The 19,321-nt window shown below is 39.2% G+C and carries 16 protein-coding genes; 1 reads left to right on the plus strand and 15 read right to left on the minus strand.

The features are described 5' to 3' along the window. The first annotated feature begins 75 nt into the window (after nt 1-75). Complete coding sequence (locus MKX62_RS04290; RefSeq protein WP_340740864.1) at nt 76-513, plus strand: hypothetical protein; 438 nt, start codon at nt 76-78, stop codon at nt 511-513. A gap of 45 nt (nt 514-558) precedes the next feature. Here MKX62_RS04290 and MKX62_RS04295 read toward each other — a convergent pair whose 3' ends face one another. The 15 genes from MKX62_RS04295 to MKX62_RS04365 form a co-directional block, all read right to left on the minus strand. After that, nucleotides 559-861 (minus strand): DUF960 family protein, encoded by a 303-nt coding sequence (locus MKX62_RS04295; RefSeq protein WP_340740865.1) that lies wholly within the window; start codon nt 859-861, stop codon nt 559-561. A gap of 47 nt (nt 862-908) precedes the next feature. Further along, nucleotides 909-1,787 (minus strand): tyrosine-type recombinase/integrase, encoded by an 879-nt coding sequence (locus MKX62_RS04300; protein ID WP_340740866.1) that lies wholly within the window; start codon nt 1,785-1,787, stop codon nt 909-911. A gap of 467 nt (nt 1,788-2,254) precedes the next feature. After that, nucleotides 2,255-2,575, minus strand: coding sequence for a hypothetical protein (locus tag MKX62_RS04305; protein WP_340740867.1), 321 nt, complete (start codon nt 2,573-2,575; stop codon nt 2,255-2,257). After that, nucleotides 2,575-3,084, minus strand: coding sequence for a JAB domain-containing protein (locus MKX62_RS04310; protein ID WP_340740868.1), 510 nt, complete (start codon nt 3,082-3,084; stop codon nt 2,575-2,577). The genes MKX62_RS04305 and MKX62_RS04310 overlap by 1 nt, the downstream gene beginning before the upstream one ends. A 377-nt stretch (nt 3,085-3,461) precedes the next feature. After that, the gene (locus MKX62_RS04315; protein ID WP_340742543.1) at nt 3,462-3,722 is read right to left on the minus strand and encodes an Ig-like domain-containing protein; all 261 of its coding nucleotides are present in this window, start codon (nt 3,720-3,722) and stop codon (nt 3,462-3,464) included. 673 nt (nt 3,723-4,395) lie between these two features. Then, the gene (locus MKX62_RS04320; protein WP_340742544.1) at nt 4,396-5,190 is read right to left on the minus strand and encodes a GNAT family N-acetyltransferase; all 795 of its coding nucleotides are present in this window, start codon (nt 5,188-5,190) and stop codon (nt 4,396-4,398) included. Between the two features lie 124 nt (nt 5,191-5,314). Beyond that, nucleotides 5,315-5,734, minus strand: a complete 420-nt coding sequence (locus MKX62_RS04325) for a hypothetical protein (RefSeq protein WP_340740869.1) — start codon at nt 5,732-5,734, stop codon at nt 5,315-5,317. Nucleotides 5,735-6,408: 674 nt separating this feature from the next. Further along, complete coding sequence (locus MKX62_RS04330) at nt 6,409-7,011, minus strand: hypothetical protein (RefSeq protein WP_340740870.1); 603 nt, start codon at nt 7,009-7,011, stop codon at nt 6,409-6,411. A 450-nt stretch (nt 7,012-7,461) separates the two neighbouring features. Further along, nucleotides 7,462-8,067 (minus strand): hypothetical protein, encoded by a 606-nt coding sequence (locus MKX62_RS04335; RefSeq protein WP_340740871.1) that lies wholly within the window; start codon nt 8,065-8,067, stop codon nt 7,462-7,464. Between the two features lie 535 nt (nt 8,068-8,602). After that, nucleotides 8,603-9,028, minus strand: coding sequence for a hypothetical protein (locus MKX62_RS04340; RefSeq protein ID WP_340740872.1), 426 nt, complete (start codon nt 9,026-9,028; stop codon nt 8,603-8,605). An 886-nt stretch (nt 9,029-9,914) separates the two neighbouring features. Then, nucleotides 9,915-11,108 (minus strand): hypothetical protein, encoded by a 1,194-nt coding sequence (locus MKX62_RS04345; protein WP_340740873.1) that lies wholly within the window; start codon nt 11,106-11,108, stop codon nt 9,915-9,917. A 435-nt stretch (nt 11,109-11,543) separates the two neighbouring features. After that, nucleotides 11,544-12,272: an immunoglobulin-like domain-containing protein gene (locus MKX62_RS04350; RefSeq protein ID WP_340740874.1), complete on the minus strand. Its 729-nt coding sequence runs from the start codon at nt 12,270-12,272 to the stop codon at nt 11,544-11,546. Between the two features lie 1,068 nt (nt 12,273-13,340). Beyond that, nucleotides 13,341-14,036 carry a hypothetical protein gene (locus tag MKX62_RS04355; RefSeq protein ID WP_340740875.1) on the minus strand — a complete coding sequence of 232 codons (696 nt, stop codon included), beginning with the start codon at nt 14,034-14,036 and terminating at the stop codon, nt 13,341-13,343. 505 nt (nt 14,037-14,541) lie between these two features. After that, complete coding sequence (locus MKX62_RS04360; RefSeq protein WP_340740876.1) at nt 14,542-14,967, minus strand: hypothetical protein; 426 nt, start codon at nt 14,965-14,967, stop codon at nt 14,542-14,544. Nucleotides 14,968-15,989: 1,022 nt separating this feature from the next. Next, the gene (locus tag MKX62_RS04365) at nt 15,990-19,250 is read right to left on the minus strand and encodes a hypothetical protein (RefSeq protein ID WP_340740877.1); all 3,261 of its coding nucleotides are present in this window, start codon (nt 19,248-19,250) and stop codon (nt 15,990-15,992) included. Between the last annotated feature and the right edge of the window lie 71 nt (nt 19,251-19,321).

Here is a 19,321-nt window from a genome sequence, read left to right on the forward strand (position 1 = left end):
GTGGATCTTTTGACTATTTTCAGTCGACAAAAAATACACAAACAACCTATTATTCTAATTTAGGAGCGATGAATGATGGGGACACAACTTTCATTTAAAGAACGATTAACGCAAGCAAAGGAACAAGCGATACAAAAGAATAAGCGGTATATCCAACAACAGCAACAAGCACTGCAAGACGTGAAACTAAACCTACAAGACTTCAGGCAACAACTTGCAGCAACCGACAAGCCGAATCTCCAAAGACAGCTTCAAGCTAGAATTCACTTTCAAGAACAACAAATCACCACTATTTTAGGTCGACTAAAAAATGCAGGGTACACAGACAAAAGAGGTCGACCAAAAAAAGAAGTTGCTGACACCTACAAAGCTAATCGTGTGAAATTTACTGCTCATTTACAGAAAGAACAGATGGACTATGTACAACAATTAAAAAAAGAAGGGACAATCCCTAACATTTCAGCTTTCTTAGATGAACTGATTGAGCAGCATCGACAACAACAAGACTCATAACCCTCCAACATGGTTATGAGTCTTGTTTCATATGATAGTGGCGGTCTAGTAATCCTCGGGGAATAGGATCATGATTCCTTCATCGCCTTGTTCCATTACCCACACTTTTCTATTGATGGGTTCAGTGGCGATTAATTGTACAGGTATGACTGTTTCTCGATGGGGTTCTTCTTGTCGCTGCAGTAGCCATTGTTGGTCATTTACTGTGTAGAATTCAAAGATTTGTAGGTAATCGGTTAGTTGTTCGGAATGCTCGAATAGGTATTTAATAATGAAGTGGAGATGTTCTTGGTTAAGTTCCTCATTAATGGCTCTTGTCATGTAAAATGTTCCGTTCTTAATCCTCATGGGTATCAGCTCACTTTCTATATTATTTGTCAGTAGATGCTACTTGCTTACAGCCTATCTACTGCCGATTGTTTTTCATCTTTTGATATATTTATATAGTATTTTACTGTCATATTTAGGTTAGAATGCCCAGCTAACTTACTCACTGTGGTGATATCTACTCCGTTACGCAGTAAGCGAGTGCAAAATGTATGCCGCATCATGTGAGGGTGAATATGAAAGCCTAAATTCTTGCCCGTCGATTCAAGTAATCTTCTAACTGCATCCCTATGGAGTTTTTCCGCTCGTTGGCTGACGAGGAGGGAAGGACTGTTGCTGAATTTGCTGCTGGCTCGTTCGTCTTGTAGGTAGTGTTGCATCGCTTCGAGCACATCCTTCCGCAGTGGAATGACTCTTAGCTTGCCCCCTTTGCCCCTCACCGTCAGCTGTCCAGTGAGTTGATCCACGTCTGTTCGCTGAATGTGGACAATTTCTGAAACCCTAAGACCGGTGAATGTTAACAGGTAGCCAATCAACTTGTTGCGTTGACTCTCCTTCTCTAAATGAAACAGAAAATTCTCAACTTGGTCGTCCGTTAGCACGCTCACCTCAGCCTCACTTCCAGCCGCAATTTTCACCCTATCTTTCTTAATGCTAATGAACACATTCTCCACAATCTTTTCCTGAAACAACCAGTCATTGTACACTTTTAATGAATTGACCTTCTTGTTGATCGTAGAGTTTGCCATCTTTGCCACCGCTAACTCCTTCAAGTAAGTGGTGAAGTAAAAGCGTGTGAGGAATACTCCTGCATCGACATTCTTCGCCGCTAAGTAGCGATTGAACTGGTTCACATCATTAACGTAACTAGCAATGGTGGCTTCTGCCTTTCCTTCTTCCACTAGCCAGCGTTTAAACCGTTCCAGTGTATTCCATTTTGACTCCATATGTCCCATCCTTTCTGTACCATCAAAAATGGAGATTCCCTCGATTTCCTTACCTCTAGTAGCCTAAGATGCACAAAACATTGAATGCCTCTAGAAATTAAAAAAAGAGGGAGAAGAAACATCAATCGTTCCCATCCCCTCCGCAAGATATTCCATTGACGTACCTTTCAAATTAAAACCACGCAAATCGTCGGATGACCAACTGATTTTCATTCATTAAGTAGTCAATTGTCACTGTAATAACGGCAACAAGAACAATTTTCAGTAATTCCCACCACATATACATCCCTCCTTTCAAATTAACCAAGACCGCGGCCACTAGCGACAGTCATATAATAAAGAAGTGGGCTGTTGCTTACTAAAAACGCTGATATTCCTTTAGTGACAACAATCCTGCTTGTATGACTTGAACGTCGAAAGAAATGTCGTCAGTTTCCAACCGAATTCACTTAGTAATGTCGTGAGTATCATTGGATAAGTGGAAGTATATTTCGGAGAATCAACTCACCATTTTTCGTAATTACCTGTAAACACCAATCCGGTCGGTTAGGATAAAAAGCAACTGCGCCAATCCATTCATCTTTAGCTTCATCATCTACAACGATGATTTCATAAAGTAGCGTTTCAGGAACCACCTCGAATAGCTCCCCCGGAACAAAGGAACTTTCAACCTCTGACAATCCTAACTCGGTTGCTTCTACACTGACATCATTAGCAGACAGCTCCACATTGAAGCGCACTTTTAGCGTATCCAAGAACCACTCCAGTTCTCTCGTTAGCTCATCCATTAGATGTACCCCTTGTCCTTGAGTGAAACATAGCGACCATCTCCGATGATGAGATGATCGATTAACTCAATGCCCATAATTCTGCCTGCCTCTGCTAATCGGTTAGTGACGTCAATGTCCTCTTGACTTGGTTCTGGCTGTCCCGAAGGATGATTGTGACAAATTAAAATCGAAGCCGCATTGGAAAGAATTCCAGCTTTCATGACCTCCCTTGGGTGAACGATACTAGCATTCAAACTACCAATGTGACAGACATTTATTGCTGTCGGCTGATTCTTCACATCCAAACACATCACGACAAGATACTCCCTGTCCAACTCACCTAGAAACTGCTTAAACAAGTTGTAACCGTCTTCTGGACTACGAATCGCACGATCCTTGTACAACAGACTCGTTTCCTTCACTAACCGCAACGATACAATATCCACTCGTTTAGCAGGCACTCTTTTCTCCTCTTCCTTCACCATTAACAATTCCATTTGTTGTGCTTGTGGTTTGTATATATTCATACTAATCTCCTCCTGAAATTAAAATAAGCCCTACCACCGCGATGGAAGTAAGGCATTTCTATTTGTATTCAGGAATATAATATATTAATGAAAGTGAAGTAGAAACGGAATGGAAGTAGCCTTGACACTAAATTAACTATTTCATTACGAATCAAATCATTATAATGCAATACTATTACATTTTTCACAGTTTCATGATTCCCGTTTAGTTGATTTTAAATAGGCTATAGTAGAAGTAGAAAATGGAAGGCAAAAGAAAAAGTCCCTTGACCCATAAAGGATCAAAGGACTACATTCTTTGGTCTCATACTCAGCCCTCAGAGTTGTGTCTGAGTTGTGTGAGTGACTGGCACCTGATGTTAAGTACCCGAAATTCATTAGTTTACAGTAATAGTTGCAGTTGCTGTTTTAGTACTGTCAAATGTTGATGTTGCTGTAATCGTATAATTTCCTGGTGGTGTAAAAGACGCTACTGTTACTAAACCAGTTGTATCTACTGTTACACCATATACTGTACCACCAGATGACCAGTTTACTGTTTGTGCTGCTCCACCCACTACTGCTACCGTTGAAGATAACTGTGAAGTTCCACCTTGTACAACATTTGCAGTTCCTGGTGTTACGCTAACGCTTGTGATTGCTGAGCTATTCCCGTCTTATACCACACATCAATCCCTTGTGTGGTTTTCGTTCTGGGCCTACACCGTACACGCGGCTTTGACCGCATACGGAGATCCGTCAGCAGTATTTTATTATTTCTACTTCCTTATTTCCCCACGTTAATTATACATGAAGACTTTAGCCATTAATATAAGTAATTGAACAATAATTTTGACAATAATTTATGTAATTATAGATAGATAAAAGACGAGAATAGTCATTTTATCGACATTCTCGCCTGCTTTTAGTTGGACAGTGTTCTAGTTTGTAAAAATTTGCCCATCTGTATTTAGATAGGGGTTGTTATTCTGCCAGCGAAACAGAAACTTCAGTCTCCTAAATCTCTAATAATTCAGCACCATCCTCAGATGGATTACAATTATACCAATTTATTCTTTCCTTCAGACCTATTGAGTATAATATTATCAAGCTTTGAATCCATAATTTCTGCAGTTGCACAATCAAGAATTCGAGTTATTGGTAATTCGCTATTCTTGTATTATACCATTTTTATTATGGCTTTCAATTCGAGCCTTCACCGTGCAGGCGGCTTTCACCGCACACGGCGATCCGTCAGTATCCTCTAAACTTATTTTCCCGATTTTAATTCAGATAGCTAATCTAACTGAATAGAAAACTTCTTCTAACTTTTTAATCAATCATTTTCTGAGTATTAAAATACAGTTTTTCTCGAATGATTCCACTTTTAAATCGCTTTTCGACAATTCTACGAGCGGTTGTATTCGAACTATCGACTGCAAACATCACAAAAGGATACTCTTTCTCAGAGTATATTGTTCCAAAACACCTATTTAATAAGGACAGACTTGCTCGCCTGGCTCCAAACTGTTCAGGTGTATAAACTGTGCGAACAAATATCATATTCTGTGAAATCTCTTCACTAATAATCCAACCAACTACATAATCATTCTCTCTTAAACCGAAGCTATATTTATAAGAAATCTTCTCATTATTATAGAAAGGATCGTACACATCTGAATACATTATATCTTTTTGGAGTTGAAGGTACTTCTTTTCTTCTTCTGTTAGTTCTCCCCAATAGAACAACTCTTGATTACTTGCAGTGAAGTCTCTATGAAACCATTCATCTTGTTCTAACTTATCTGCTTGCCCAATAAAAAGATGAATTAGCAATTTAGGCTCCTTCCATCCTAGTTCCACTATTTGTTTAGAAAAAGACACTTCATGAGGAGAATCGCTTTCATAGGTTAATGATAGAGATTTACATCCTCGCTGTTTGTACCATTGCTCCAAACGTGTAATTAATTCCTTTTCTATCCCCATGTTTTGAAATTGTGGAAGTACTCTTAGGTAAAATAAATTACCATTTCCTTCTGAGAGAACTATAGCAGCTGCTGTACCTTCCAAAATCGCAACTAATCCAATGATTGAAGATAGCTCTTTTAACTTTCTCCTTGTGAGCAGGAAAAAAGATCAAGTGCTCAAATTGATGCAAATTATTATTGTCCAACTGTACTAATGTCATATACACTATATTTTCACACTTTCTGTTATAGAGGAATCGAAATGATTAGACTACTTTCATGATTTATTGAGAAGGCTGAGAACTAATAAATGTAACAGGAATTTCCACCGAACCTATAGTTTGATTGCCTTGTTTTAAAGTAAACACAATATTTACATCAGATGATGCTTCAGCTTCGTTTGTAGGATCAAGTACTAATCTAGTATTATCATCATCCCCCACAACAGATACTAAATCTAAGTCAGACGATGTTACTTCAACTGTTCCGTGTTTAATTTGTTCAGCATCTAACACTTCAAAGGAATCAGTCAATGGATCGTACCTAAATTGACCAGATTGTCCATTAACCTGAACATTTACTAAATCTCCAATATATTTTTTATTATAGTTATTGCCACCAGTGGCGATATAGTGAGTATCTAAATCACCACTTAAGTCATGAAACAATTCTATACTAGCGCCCTGTACCATTGTAATCGTCATTTGATTATTACTATTCTCGTCTTATACCACAAAAATTGTATGTAGCTTTCGATTCGAGCCTTCACCATGCAGGCGGCTTTCACCGCACACGGCGATCCGTCAGCGGTAGTTTTGTTTGCTTATTTCCCCTTCTTCATTGTATAACATTTCCACTATTAAGTCATTGGAAAATCAATTCATTCATCCTCTAAACGACATCACATAGAAAAAAACAGCCAACCATCCCCGAAAGACAGTTGGCTATTCATTTCAGAATCCGCAGAGAACCGAAGCCCCCCACCTCTCCTTGTTATTTCGTTGTATCAGACACCATTTTCAGGATAGCGCTTGAATTGCGTGAGTTCCTGGCACTTGGTTTTAGTTTCAAAGGACGCAAGAGGATTTCCCCCAATTTCATACACTTACTTGTAGTCAGTCTCCAAACATAATAGCAGTGAGTCGTCTGAATTGTGCGAGAAACTGGCACCCTAAATTATTTACATGTTTTCCAACCTACGCACTTTCTTCTTATTTGCACTTGAGGGGTTGATTGCTATATTAAGATGACTGAATGAAAAAAAGGACAACACCCAATAACTCGGTGTAGTCCATGTAGAATGGTATCAATTGTAGGATAAACATATCATTTAAAATTTCTTCCTTGCTATGCATCTATAGTTTAGGCGAAGAGAAATTTAATTTACCCCAACATTAGAGGCAGAACCAAATATTGATTTAGTAAGTAGCTTCAGCTTCCAGCTTCTTTCAGTTTTCTCAGCATAAAGATAAACTGTAAGATTATCATTTGACTCCAATGAAGGGATGCGTAGAGCAATGCGGTCTCCGATTCTTGCCTCTCTATCAAATTCAAACGAAATATTCTCGTCTATAATAATATTTTCTATACCAATAGTTGTTTCATTCGCAATAACTTCTGGGTTACTAGTTTCCGTTTCGGTAGCACCATCAATCATAACAACATCACTTGCACGGCTAATTGTTATTTCCCTGAATGTAGATGGGGGAGTAAGAAAACTATTAATTGTAAAGGTTACATTCTTACTACTCTCAGTTACACCTTCACCTTCTTCCAATAAAAATAAAACTCGATCAAAATCCATTGGTACAGAATCAGGTAGATCCTGCCACTTTTGATCACTTAAATATACAAAATAAATTCCCCTTTCAACCAGTTTCATACCTGAAATAAGTTGTGGTTGAGAAGTGTCATTATAAGAAAGGTGAACTATGTTCGTATGACTTTTAGGATTGTTGTATAATTCAATCGATCCACCCATAAAATATCCACCATAACCGCTTTCTAAATCTAATTTTCCAAATTCGCTATTCTCATCTTATACCAATATTGGCTTTCGGTTGAGCCTTCACCGTGCAGGCGACTTTTATCGCACACGGCGATCCATCAGTGGTAGTTTTATTCATAAATTACAATCCTATTTCCCCATTACTCATTATACCAAATAGGTACATTGTATGGAAGGTTAAACAAAAATTCTGATAAAATAACCTGTATTTTTATAATTATTTCAAACAAATTACTTCAAGCCAAAAGAAAAGCCCCGCAGAGATCTCTCTCCACAAGGCTATCCCATATTCAAGCAATCTATTCTATTGAATAGAATTGTAATAATTTATTCTATAATCTCTTACCCAAAACTTTCGAAAATAAGTGAATTGTAGTTAATTGTCGGAATAGTGTAGAACTACTTCTAACACAGGGACAGATTTTAATGATTACTAGTCGTGATTGTTACTGTATGACCTATAGAATGAACTATATTGTTATCTGCATTATCTGTAATCGTATTCTTCTCTTGATCAATAACAGGGATTACCTGGTCTGGTTTAATACCAAACGGTTGTACATCATCTTGAGCAATAAAATGATGCGCAAAAATAGTTAAGGTTAAAGTATCCGAAACAACAATTCCCTCAACCTTTGCTGCAGAAGACGGATTAGAAATCATATTGAATGGCATAGATTTCAATTCAATCCCTAACGCAGCCCCTATGTCACCTGACCAAAATTCAAATCCATCTTCATAATTACCTCTCGCTGAAGCATTAATAGCCTCACTGTAAGTTACTGTCAAAATGTCAGTAATCTCACTCCAATTGCTGTCACTGGTAGACGCAGCTATAAGAATTGGGTTTGCTTTGTCTGTCATGGTAACCGCATTTTGTACAGAGACTACTTGGTTGTTTACGCCTTTAAACGCAGCAGCATCATATGCAATCGTGTCATCCGTGTAAGTTTCTTTTGTTCCTGACACTTCTTTAACAGTCAGTATAATTTCATGATCATTCACTTCAGCAGCTAGGATTTCTTCCATTTGCTGTAGACCATCGTTACCTGTACCAATTGTAAAGTCCCCTGTTGAAACAGTAGTATTATCAATTAAGTTATTATACGTCAGCTTGATGTGATCAATATATCCGTTATGATCTACATCATAATACTCTTTCTCAGTAAGCTCAATAAGATCGTGATCACTATTCCCGTCTTATACTACAAAAACACTTGTAGCTTTCGTTCCGGGCCTACACCGTACACGCGGCTTTGACCGCATACGGCGTGCCATCAGTGGTTGTTTCTTCTACTGCTTATTTCCCCTACAAATAACCTATCATTGTACACGGACATATACAACAATCGAATTTCATCAATCAAAAAATCCTCCGCAACGATCACTACTTAAAGTGACCGCTACAAAGGATTTTATTGTACTACTTCTACTTGGGAACCAACCTACCCGAAAGACAGTTGACTATTCTTCTTAGAATCAGCAGAGAGCCGAAGACCTCTACCTTTCCTCGGTATCAATCATCATTATCGGAATAGTATCCGAGTTGCGTGAGTGACTGAATTTAAGAAGCCAGTATTGTTTTTATAGTTTCATTTCCTACTGTATCAGTTACTACAACATAATAAATTGCTTCAGACAATGTGTTAGATGACGCAGTCCAAGTCAATACATCTGAAACAACTGAACCTAAACCTGGTATTTTAGTTGTAAGAGCCTCATCAGAGAATACCTCAACAGTTGCACCATTTTCATCAGATTCACCACGGATGACACCCGTTGCAATCGATGCACTTGCTATGGTTACTACTGGAGCCGTACTATCTGTAGAAATTGATGCTCTTGATGCAGCAGAGATATTACCTGCAGCATCAGATACATAAACAAAATACTCATCACCAATGCTTGGTGCAGTAATACTCGTTGCTGTACCCATTGCAGTTGTTATAGTTGTTCCATTAGCTATTATCGGTACTGTCGTTTGACCCACTGGTGCAATCCAAATAGTGTTTGCTGGATCACCAGAAGAAACGATAGTAATAGTGTCTCCACCTTTTACAGTTATTCCTGGACCAGGGAATACTATATTTTGTATGCTATTCCCGTCTTATACCACAGAAGCGGCTTTCGTTTCGGGCCTACACCGTACAGGCGACTTTCATCGCATACGGCGTGCCGTCAGTGGTTGTTTTTTTATTCCCCTAGCAAATCACTTGTCATCTGAATAGCAAGTTAATAATCGAGAAGAATACCACTGACTGGGTTCCTTCGCTCCTGCTAGTTTTATCCTCCCCGTATGTTACCATACAGGTCCAAACGGCTAGCGATCGACACTACTATGAACCCGCTGCCATCTTACTAGTTTCACTGGTGCTAACTCACCTCTTCTAGTAAGATTTCAAACGTTCCATCGTGCTGTTCCCTTGTTTTGATGACCGTAGGCTTCCACTATCCAGATGTGGGCATGATTCGTTTAACAGTTCAAATTAGTCGAATCACCAATTGTTTATTTAGAAACAGAGAATCAGGTATGAACTCCTAGCAATTTCGCACACCTGACCGCATCACCCTGCCTACATGGATTCGTCGCCCTAGCCATAGTCATCTTTTAAAGAACCCCGCCCCGGGACCACCGGGTACGACTTCACCTGACTTCACCCCTTCGAGCAGATAGGCTCTCACCGGATGCAGGAGGATTAGGCTCGTGAGCAATCTGGAACTGTTCAACACGCGTCAGAACTTCCCTGACGAATCCAGCACGATAGTTAGAAACGGACCCCATGGAAGGGAACTAATTAAAGTCATATCCATGAGGTCAAATTTCCACTACTTTCACTAGTAAACTAGCTTATATAGTAACGTTTCGTTTAGTTTTATTAAGGAGTTACTGTTACTGTGTACGTTTTTTTAGTAGTACCATCTGCTGCAGTAACGATTACTTTGTAACCATCCTGTAGATCCGTTGCTACTGTTGTACCATCTGCTTCATATACATTAAATGATGCACCTGCAGCTTTAGTGATAGCAGATATAAATTCTGCTAAAATTGTTGCACTTGGTACATCTACAATTGTTTCAGCCGTGTTATCAACCGTTCCAATTGTTGATACTAATGTTGCATCTGCGCTTAGTGCAGGATCTACCGTGATTGTATAAGTCACAATAGTTGTTCCATCTTCTGCTGTCACAACTACTGTTTCACCAGTTTCAACTGGATCGCTTAAGTCTGAATTGTCGATCGTTGCACTTGCATCTCCAAGAGTAATCGCAGCTAAGAAATCAGCTTTTGAAGTTGATGCTGGAACATCAGTGATTGTTTCAGTAGCAGTACCACTATTGCTTACTGTGTAATCTCCTGATGTTACTGTTGCATCTGTGCTTACTGGTGCTCCTGCTTCACCATCAAGATGGATAGTGACTTTTAATGTTTCTAGTACAGAACCACCAGAATCAAGGTTTTGAACATATACATCGTAAGTTCCATCAGCTAATGCAGTGCCCGTACTATCGTTTGAACCTGTTGTTCCAACAAACTCATTATCTGCTCCATTAGTATCTATAGTACCAGCAAGCGCAGTATGACTAGCTGCATCAAGTGTCGTTCCTGTTGGTAGGATAAATACTTTAGAACTTGATACATTATCTTGCTTCATCGTACTCCATTTTACTGTTACATCAGCAGCTGATAAGTCAGCTGTTGTTAGGTCACTGTCTTGAGCAGTAATTGCATATGTTACATCGTTTCCTACTGTTCCATATACAAATTGTTGCTTAAATGCTGTTGTTTTACTAGTTACATCAACAACATAGTTACCATTCATTGAAGATCCGTCTTCATTGATGTGAACACCGTAAGTACCATTCTTGTCATTATGGAAGACCATAAAGTTTGATGTATCTAAACCACCTGCATTTTGCGTTAACTTGAAGTTGAAATCACCATCTGGTGCATGATTAGAAACGCCAGCGACAGTATTTTTATTTTGTTCACTAGCTGGTACTGGACTTGGAGCTGATGGACCTGCAGCAAGTACCAATACATCATAATTACCGAACTTAGTCGTATTCACTGTTTTATCCAGAGTAGAATCGTTTACGGATGGTAATAATTCAAAGCTGAAAATATTATCTGCAATGCTATTCCCGTCTTATACCACACATATATCCCTCATGGCTTTCGCTCCGGGCCTACACCGTACAAGCGGCTTTGACCGCATACGGCGTGCCATCAGTGGTTGTTTCTTCTATCGCTTATTTCCCCTACAACCAGCATATCATTGTACAAAGACATATACAACAATCGAATTTCATCATTCAATTTTAAGCCAAGAAAAAGACCCCATGGAAGCAAACTAATTAAAGTCATATCCATGAGGTCTATTTCCACTACACTTGCTAGCAAACTAGTTGTATAGCACTTCTTCATTTCAGAATCAGCAGAGAGCCTAAGCCCTCAGTCTTTTCCACTTAACTTCAAATCGTCAGAAGGATGTCTAACTTAGCTATTAGTTACCGCTAAAATCATGCACCGTAAATACAAGGTGATTATATGACGAATCTGAACCCTGTTCGAACTCAATTTTTTTCACGGATGTCTTACCATCTTTAATAATATCAATCCCTAAAGTGCCCGGTCCAGTTACAGTACCCGATATCGCCGTCACCGTAACTATGCCTGTTGTATTGTCATAACTTAACTCAAAAGTTATTCCATTTTTAACTCCACTACTGTGAAGTTTGATTGAATCTCCTACTGTAAAATCAGTTAATCCATAACCATCAGGAACAAGTGTAAACGTATGGTCCTTTTCATCTGGTGTTGGAGTCGTAAAACTTTTCTTAAGAACGTTCACACCCGTGAATACTTTTGTATCCTGGACAGTTCCGTGTTTAATCGTCGCTGTTACATCGCCAGTTGCATCACCGGCAGAAAAAATCGGACGAGTGACTGTACCGTTACCTGCGATTGCTGAGTTACTAGATGTCCATGTAACTGTTGAACCTTGCGTGACGGCTGATTTTAATGTTACATTGCTTTTCACAGCGGTAGAAGTTTCTCCTGTTGCGTATGTTACATCAACAGTTGCTTTATCCGCCGCTATTTTTGATGCACTATTTTCAGCTGTGACAAGGTCATTTAAATTCGTCACCAATTCCTGTTGGGCCAATGTCAAATCGTTAAATACATTACGCGCTGCTTGTACATCTGCCGGCGTTACCGGACCTGGAGACAATGCCGCAATTTGAGCAATTACTACGCCAGCATCTTCTGCTGAAGAATCGTATTTTGTAATTGTATTAACTGAGATTGCTCCACCTGTTGCTACTGTTACTTCAATTGTTGCTGTTTTCGCATCTTCTTTAACTGTAATCGTTGCTGTACCTGGACCTACTGAAGTTATAGTAATTTTCCCATTAGTTATCGTTGCTGTTGCTACATTTGTATTACTTGAAGTAACTGAAGTACCTGTGAGTCCGAGTGTTGCAGGATCATTTTCTGTCGTGCTGTCTGTTTTTGATATAAAGCTATTCCCGTCTTATACCGCGATTGCAGCTTTCGTTCCGGGCCTACACCGTACACGCGGCTTTCACCGCATACGGCGTGCCGTCAATGGTGATTTTGTTTCTTCTACCTCTTATTTCCCTGATAATATCATAACACACTTTTCTATACAAAAACTAAACATCGCACCGTTGAAAATTCATCCTTTTGGAAATCACTTGAAGAATCACCCCATCTTCTACACAACAACACCCCTCAAACGCTTCTACAGACCATTATTAAGCTACGTTGCATCTAATCTCACATTCTTTTTATAGATAATTGCAGGTAACGGCTAGAACGATCGGGAAACATCCAAAAAGGAGCAATCAGATCTTGCGCTGCATCAATATCAACTTGCGTTTTACTTCCTTCCGCTTTCACTACAGCTGCTGTAGCCAAATCTACTGGTGTTGCGCTATTACCGTCTTATATCACACATCAATCCCTTATGTGGTTCGTTCCCGGGCTATACCGTACACGCGGCTTTCATCGCATACAGCGTACCGTCAAGGGTTGTTTCTTCTACTGTTTATTTCCCCTACAAGCATCATAGTAAACCGACTTATACAACAATTGAATTTCATCGAACAAAAAATCCTCCGTAGCGCTAACTATTTAAAGTTAGCGCTACGAAGGATTTTATTTTTTTACTTCTACTTAGGAACCAACCATTCCGAAACACACTTGGTTATTGTTCATTTGTTTAGATAAAAGAAACGGTGTCAACCCAAGTGCACAAGGAAATTATCTCCCACTCTTACAGACGTGAACCCCAACCATTCCACTCAGGGTTATTTTCATCATATTTACCATCTACTGATGTACCTTCTTTGGCACCGCCTGTCCAAGAAGGGAACGCTGATCCAGGTCCAGGAATACCTATTGTAACATCACTACCTTTCTTAGTAGCATAAATGAAGATAGCATGCTCCCACGTAACCCCTTTAGGATTAATAAAACTAGCATCATATTCGACTTTAACAAGATGATCTGCATTTGCAGCCACAAGTGCTTCATTCAACTTTTCTACAACTTCTTCCCTAGTTGTGTACCCAGATACATTGACGCTGATTTCAGCCACAGAATCATCACTATAAGTGAAAGTAAAACCATCCGATATATTCGTGCTGCCGATAGTTAAACTAGTGGCAAGATTAGAACCACCGCCAAACCAAGGATTAGCTTTTTCCATCGAAACAGTTGTAACGTTTTTTGTTTCAACTAGTGAAGTAGTAGTAGTATTAAAGTTTGCAATGACCTCGACTGTGTAAGTTGCCGCATCATCCAAACCATCAATTTCAATACTTGTTCCTGTAATTCCTGATTCAGTTGCAACCACATTATTTCCTGCGTCCGTCACTTCAACTGTATACGTGACACCCGTAAACGGTGCAAGACTTGGGTTAGCAGTATCATACGATTGCCATGATACATTAATCTTCCCATTATTCACTGTACCATCTGCTGTCGGATCACCTACAACATCTGCCGCAACTACACCAGGTACCTTATTAGCTGCAATATAATCAGCTTGTAATACTTGATTGCTATTCCCGTCTTATACCACAAACCTCTAACCCTTGTGGCTTTCGTTCCGGGCCTACACCGTACACGCGGCTTTGACCGCATACGGCGTGCCGTCAGTCGTTGTTTCTTCTATCGCTTATTTCCCCTACAAATATCCTATCATAGTACCCGGACATATTCAACAATCGAATTTCATCAATCAAAAAACCATTCAATTTTCAGTCAAGAAAAAGACCCCATGGAAGCAAACTAATTAAAGTCATATCCATGAGGTCTTATTTCCACTACCGTCACTAGTAAACTAGCTTATATAGTATTTATTCTTTTCAGAATTAGCAGAGAGCCGAAGCCCTCTACCTTTTTTCGGTATCAATTATCTACATTCAGAATAGTATCCAAGTTGTATGAGTGACTGGCACCGATTATTACGATTATTGTACAATAGCTGGAGCAGTATGACCAGCTAAATCTTTAATTCCAATACTTGCAATTACCGTTGAAGTTACTGAACCCGTATTATTTGTAACTGTAACATTCAAGGTTTTGTTATCAGCAGCCCATTCTATTACTACTACAGCATTACCAACAACTGTATAGGCTGTTTCAACAGCTGTTTTAACCGCATTACGACTAGTTAAATCAATCGCTTCAGAGAACACTAGTGCTGCTGTTACCGCATTAGTTCCAGCTACCGGAAGTTTAGTAGCAACTTCTGGTGATGTTATATCTTTAATAACTTCTAGTGTAACAGGGGTACTTGTAGTACTACCAGCAAGACTCGCTGTTGCTGAAATCGTCACATTACCTTCTGCTAAAGCCGCACCCGCATTATCACTGCTTGTTGTATCAACATCCACAGTATACGTACCCGCAGCAGTAGCTGTTGCACTTGTTGTTATAACGAGTCCATCCTTATCAGTTAATGTAATCGCTACTGTAGAATTTGCCGTAGCGGTACCTGATACTTTGTAAGCTGCTTTATCTCCATTGTCGATGTAATTTGACGCTACATCATTTGTAATTGTTGCTGTTACTACGCTATTCCCGTCTTATACCACACACCTAAACAAGCATGTAGCTTTCGCTCCGGGCCTACACCGTACACGCGGCTTTGACCGCATACGGCGTGCTGTCAATGGTAAAACATTATTCTGTTATATGTGACTGCTGATGGAAATTGGTCTCTTTAGCAGTTAGAATATGCATTATTTTAGGGAAATAAGCATCATAGAATAACTACCACAGACTAAGTTCCTTCGCTCCTGTCAGTTTTACCCTCCCTACATGTTACCATGCAAGTACAAACGGCTGACAATCAACACTACTATGAACCTGCTGCCATCTTCCCGGCATCATGGGTGCTGAGACACCTCTTCCGACAAGACTTCAAACGTTCCGTTACATCCATCCCTCATTTTGACAACCTTAGGTCTCCACTATTCAGGAGTGAGAATGATCAGTTTAACAGTCAATTATACTAATCCCCTTACATCATTTCAGATATAAGGATGAGTGCCGAACTCCTAGCAATTTCGCGACACCCACTACCTCACCCTGCCTACATGGATTCGTCTACCTGACCATAGTTGTCTTTTAAAGAGCCCCGCCTCGATTAACGTTTCGAGTACGACTTCACCTGACTTAGTCCCTTTTGCGTAATTATCAGCGCATCACTGGACCCAGGAGGATTAGGCACTTGCATATAGACTGTTTAGCAAGGATAGGAATTTCACCTATCAATTGGATTGTAACAGTTAGAACTGCGCCTCATGTCAAACTACTAACCTGTTAAGAGTCTTGAAGTTAGACATGAAACATCAGTCCCGCTTATTTCACTAGTAAACGACTAGCTTATAAAGCAACGTTTCGTTTATTTTTGTTAAGGAGTCAACGTGATTGTCTCTGTACCAGCACTGTTTGTAATAGTTACAACTACATTAGCACCGTTAGTAGTAGCCACTGCAGTTACGCCCGCTGGTAATGTTAAAGCATTAATTGCTGTTTGTGCATTTGTAACTGTTGTTGTTTGATCAGTATCCCACTCTAGGTCTAAATTTTCGATTGCAAGCTTAGCGTCTGCCAAGTTTTGCGTTGCAAGTGCAACTGGAGTATCACCAGTAATCAAAAGATTCAATGCTGGGATATCTCCAACAGTTTCTGAACCATCAAAGTCATAAGACATTACAAGTTCTGTTTTACCTTGAATCGTATTCCCTTTATCATCTGTCAAACGTTTGTTGATGTTAAGGTTATGTGGTGTAGCAACTGTTCCTACATACGTTTCTGCTACCTCTCCAAGGAATGTATGTGGAAGTGTAATCATAACGCGAGTACCAGTTAAATCGCCACTGTAATTTTCCTCTGTAGATGTAATACTTACACCTTCCGGAAGTTCTTTACCATTGATTGTATAGATGTTTGATTTCAATGCATCTAGTGACATCTCAGTACCATATTGAATGAATACTACGTCTTGAAGCTCTAGTTTGCTATTCACTTTAGTATCTGTGTTGTCAATAGCCTGTGCCCATATAACTTTTGCTTCTCCTACTTCATCTTCAGTTGGTAGAATTGTAACTTGGCGTTTAATCGTGTCAGATGTATTTCCAATGTCATCAGAAATCGAACGGATATAAACTGTCCATTCACCTGCCGCTAGTGGAGAATCTGGTTCAATTGTAAATGATTTGTCATCTACTGATAGACTATTTGTTTTCAGTGTACCATCAATCGTTGTTTTCTGATCCGCGCTTACGAATGAGAATGTTGGAACTGGCACTCCAGTTGATGCTTCTTGTTGCTCTGATGCTGTATCGCCTTCATCATTTACTAATACAGGTGGTGTTCCAACTGTAGGGAATTTAACTGGTTCGCTCATTACAACTGCAACTTCTTGTTGTGGAACTCCAGTTATTGATTCTACTTGTTCAGCTGAAACGAATGTAGGTGATACATCATCCAATTTCAACTCCAGTAGTTCTTCGTGTTTAGTTTCAATAACTACACCCGTACGAGTACTCTTAGCAGCATTAGCATTTAATGTAATACGTACATTGTTGTAGCCAGGTGTGTAGTAATTAATTTTTTCGTTTGCAGTTTCGTGAATCTGAGTCCAGTCTTGCAGTAATTCGATGTAGTACTCTGAGTTAGTATCTTTAAAGATTTCAACTTGTGAGCTAGTCATTACGTTGTATTTAGGTGTTGTGCCATCTACTTCAAAACCATTTTGGTATTCAATTGTAAAGTCAGCAAATGTAAGGTCTGCACCAGCACCAGATTTTTTCTCAACAGCTGCTGAGAATGCAACTTTAAATTGCTCTGGTGAATCTTGTGTAACTTTTACAGTTGGTGCTGCAGGTACTGCTGGTGTTACGAATTCGAATTCTTGTGTAGTTGCTTTGTTTTGACCCGTTGCATCAGTCAATGCTGCATAATCAGAAATGTTATATGCTTGAAGAAGATTCTTTTTACCCGTAGCTTTATAGTGCTCTACGCCAACCTTAGTAGCATCGTCACTATCTTTATCAACAAGTTTAATTGTTACGAAATGACGGTTGTCCAGACGTTTAACAGTATCATAAGCAGATACATCGCCATCTTCATTGATAATGTTACCCACTTCAATGCTTAAGATATCTTTATCTGCATCTAGTTTATGACCGTTTAATACCCAGTTACCTGCAGTTGACGCTTTGATTACTGCATCAAGACCTTCGTCGTTAACCGGTTCAGTGAATTCTGCAACTAATGTTTTGTAGTCTACAGCTTTTACTGCTACAGCTTTAGGTGCTGTATTGTCAACAAGGTTAAAGCTAATGTCGCTATCTTGCACAATTCCGTTTGTACGACCGTCTATTACTTCAACTTTAACTTCAGAGTTATCCGTAAGAGCATTTTCATTTGCAAGTGCAAGTTTGATTGTATTATCGTTTACTTTTACTAAATCTAGAATATCAGTAGAAGCAACATTATTAGGTGAGCCATCAGTTTTTTTGTTTGAAATTGAAAACTTAACTTTGTCTGCTTTCCAATCTGCAAGAAGTACGTCGAAGTCTACTTTATCATTAAATTTAACGTATACATCACTTGCACGATCTGATTCCGCATAGTTAATGAATACTTTTTTCTGAACATCTTCGTTTGCATCTTTAGGAACATAGCTGATGTTAATACGTGCTTGTGTACCAACAAATTCAGCATTGTCTGCACTTGAAATTGTTGCGATAATTGTATCAACAATTGCAGTTGGTGAAGAGATTGATGTTACTTGAACTTGGGCAATTCCTTTGTCAAATGCAACTTCTTCTTTTGCGAATTTAGCACCTTTTAACGATTGGAACTTAACAGAACCTGTGAAAGTTTCATCAAGAACTCCGTCTTTTAATGCTTTAATCGTGATAACAGCATTGTCTGCTCCATCAGCAGTTAACTCGCTGTCTGCCTCATCAGTAGAGATATCAAGTGTTAAACCTGCAAGTGTTGTATCAAAATCTTTAGTTGCAGAAGTACCGTTAACTTCTACTGTTAATGTACCTTTACCATCTACTGCAGTACCAAGGTTTACTAGGTATTCGCCTTCAGTAGCACCTGCTACTACAGACGTTACTGCATATACAGCACCGTTAGAGTCTGATACTTTAACTGCTGATGCAGGTACTTCACCTTCTACACCTGTTAATGTAACAGTAACTTGATTACCGTTAATCGCCTTTACAGTTTCCACTTTAAGGTCAGTTGATGGTGCAGGAATATAATTCACCTTACCATCTTCACCAATTTCAACGTTACCGTATGTAACGTCTTTTTCTAATGATGAATCAGCCGCTAGTAATTCAAGAGCATCTTGCATTGTAGCACCGATGTTTGATGATTTAGCTTCAAGATAATCGTTTAGATCATATACTTTGCCAGCTGCAGTTTTAACAAACTTAGGTGTTGGAGCTACTTTTCCAGCTTTCATTTCAAGGAACGTAGCTGTATCAACTGAGTATAATTGGCCTTCGTGTTCAACGATATAATCAGAAACACTTAGATTTACATTTTCTTCTGCTGCGAATACAGCTGTTGGAACTAACGCTGAAGTTGCAAGTGCTGCCGCGATTGCAGTCTTTGAGAATACTTTAAATGGTTTTTTTGTCATCTTGTTGTTACACCTCATCTGTTTTTTTATTATATATAGTATATAAGAGATAGTTTTTCAACTATCTCTTA

The organism is Sporosarcina sp. FSL K6-5500 (genome assembly GCF_038005665.1).
Taxonomy (GTDB): domain Bacteria; phylum Bacillota; class Bacilli; order Bacillales_A; family Planococcaceae; genus Sporosarcina; species Sporosarcina psychrophila.

Excerpts from the sequence above, each read along its gene's own strand:
- MKX62_RS04290 (WP_340740864.1), top strand. The coding sequence starts at position 76 with ATGGGGACACAACTTTCATTTAAAGAACGATTAACGCAAGCAAAGGAA.
- MKX62_RS04295 (WP_340740865.1), bottom strand. The coding sequence starts at position 861 with ATGAGGATTAAGAACGGAACATTTTACATGACAAGAGCCATTAATGAG.
- MKX62_RS04300 (WP_340740866.1), bottom strand. The coding sequence starts at position 1,787 with ATGGAGTCAAAATGGAATACACTGGAACGGTTTAAACGCTGGCTAGTG.
- MKX62_RS04305 (WP_340740867.1), bottom strand. The coding sequence starts at position 2,575 with ATGGATGAGCTAACGAGAGAACTGGAGTGGTTCTTGGATACGCTAAAA.
- MKX62_RS04310 (WP_340740868.1), bottom strand. The coding sequence starts at position 3,084 with ATGAATATATACAAACCACAAGCACAACAAATGGAATTGTTAATGGTG.
- MKX62_RS04325 (WP_340740869.1), bottom strand. The coding sequence starts at position 5,734 with ATGACGATTACAATGGTACAGGGCGCTAGTATAGAATTGTTTCATGAC.
- MKX62_RS04330 (WP_340740870.1), bottom strand. The coding sequence starts at position 7,011 with ATGGGTGGATCGATTGAATTATACAACAATCCTAAAAGTCATACGAAC.
- MKX62_RS04335 (WP_340740871.1), bottom strand. The coding sequence starts at position 8,067 with ATGGAAGAAATCCTAGCTGCTGAAGTGAATGATCATGAAATTATACTG.
- MKX62_RS04365 (WP_340740877.1), bottom strand. The coding sequence starts at position 19,250 with ATGACAAAAAAACCATTTAAAGTATTCTCAAAGACTGCAATCGCGGCA.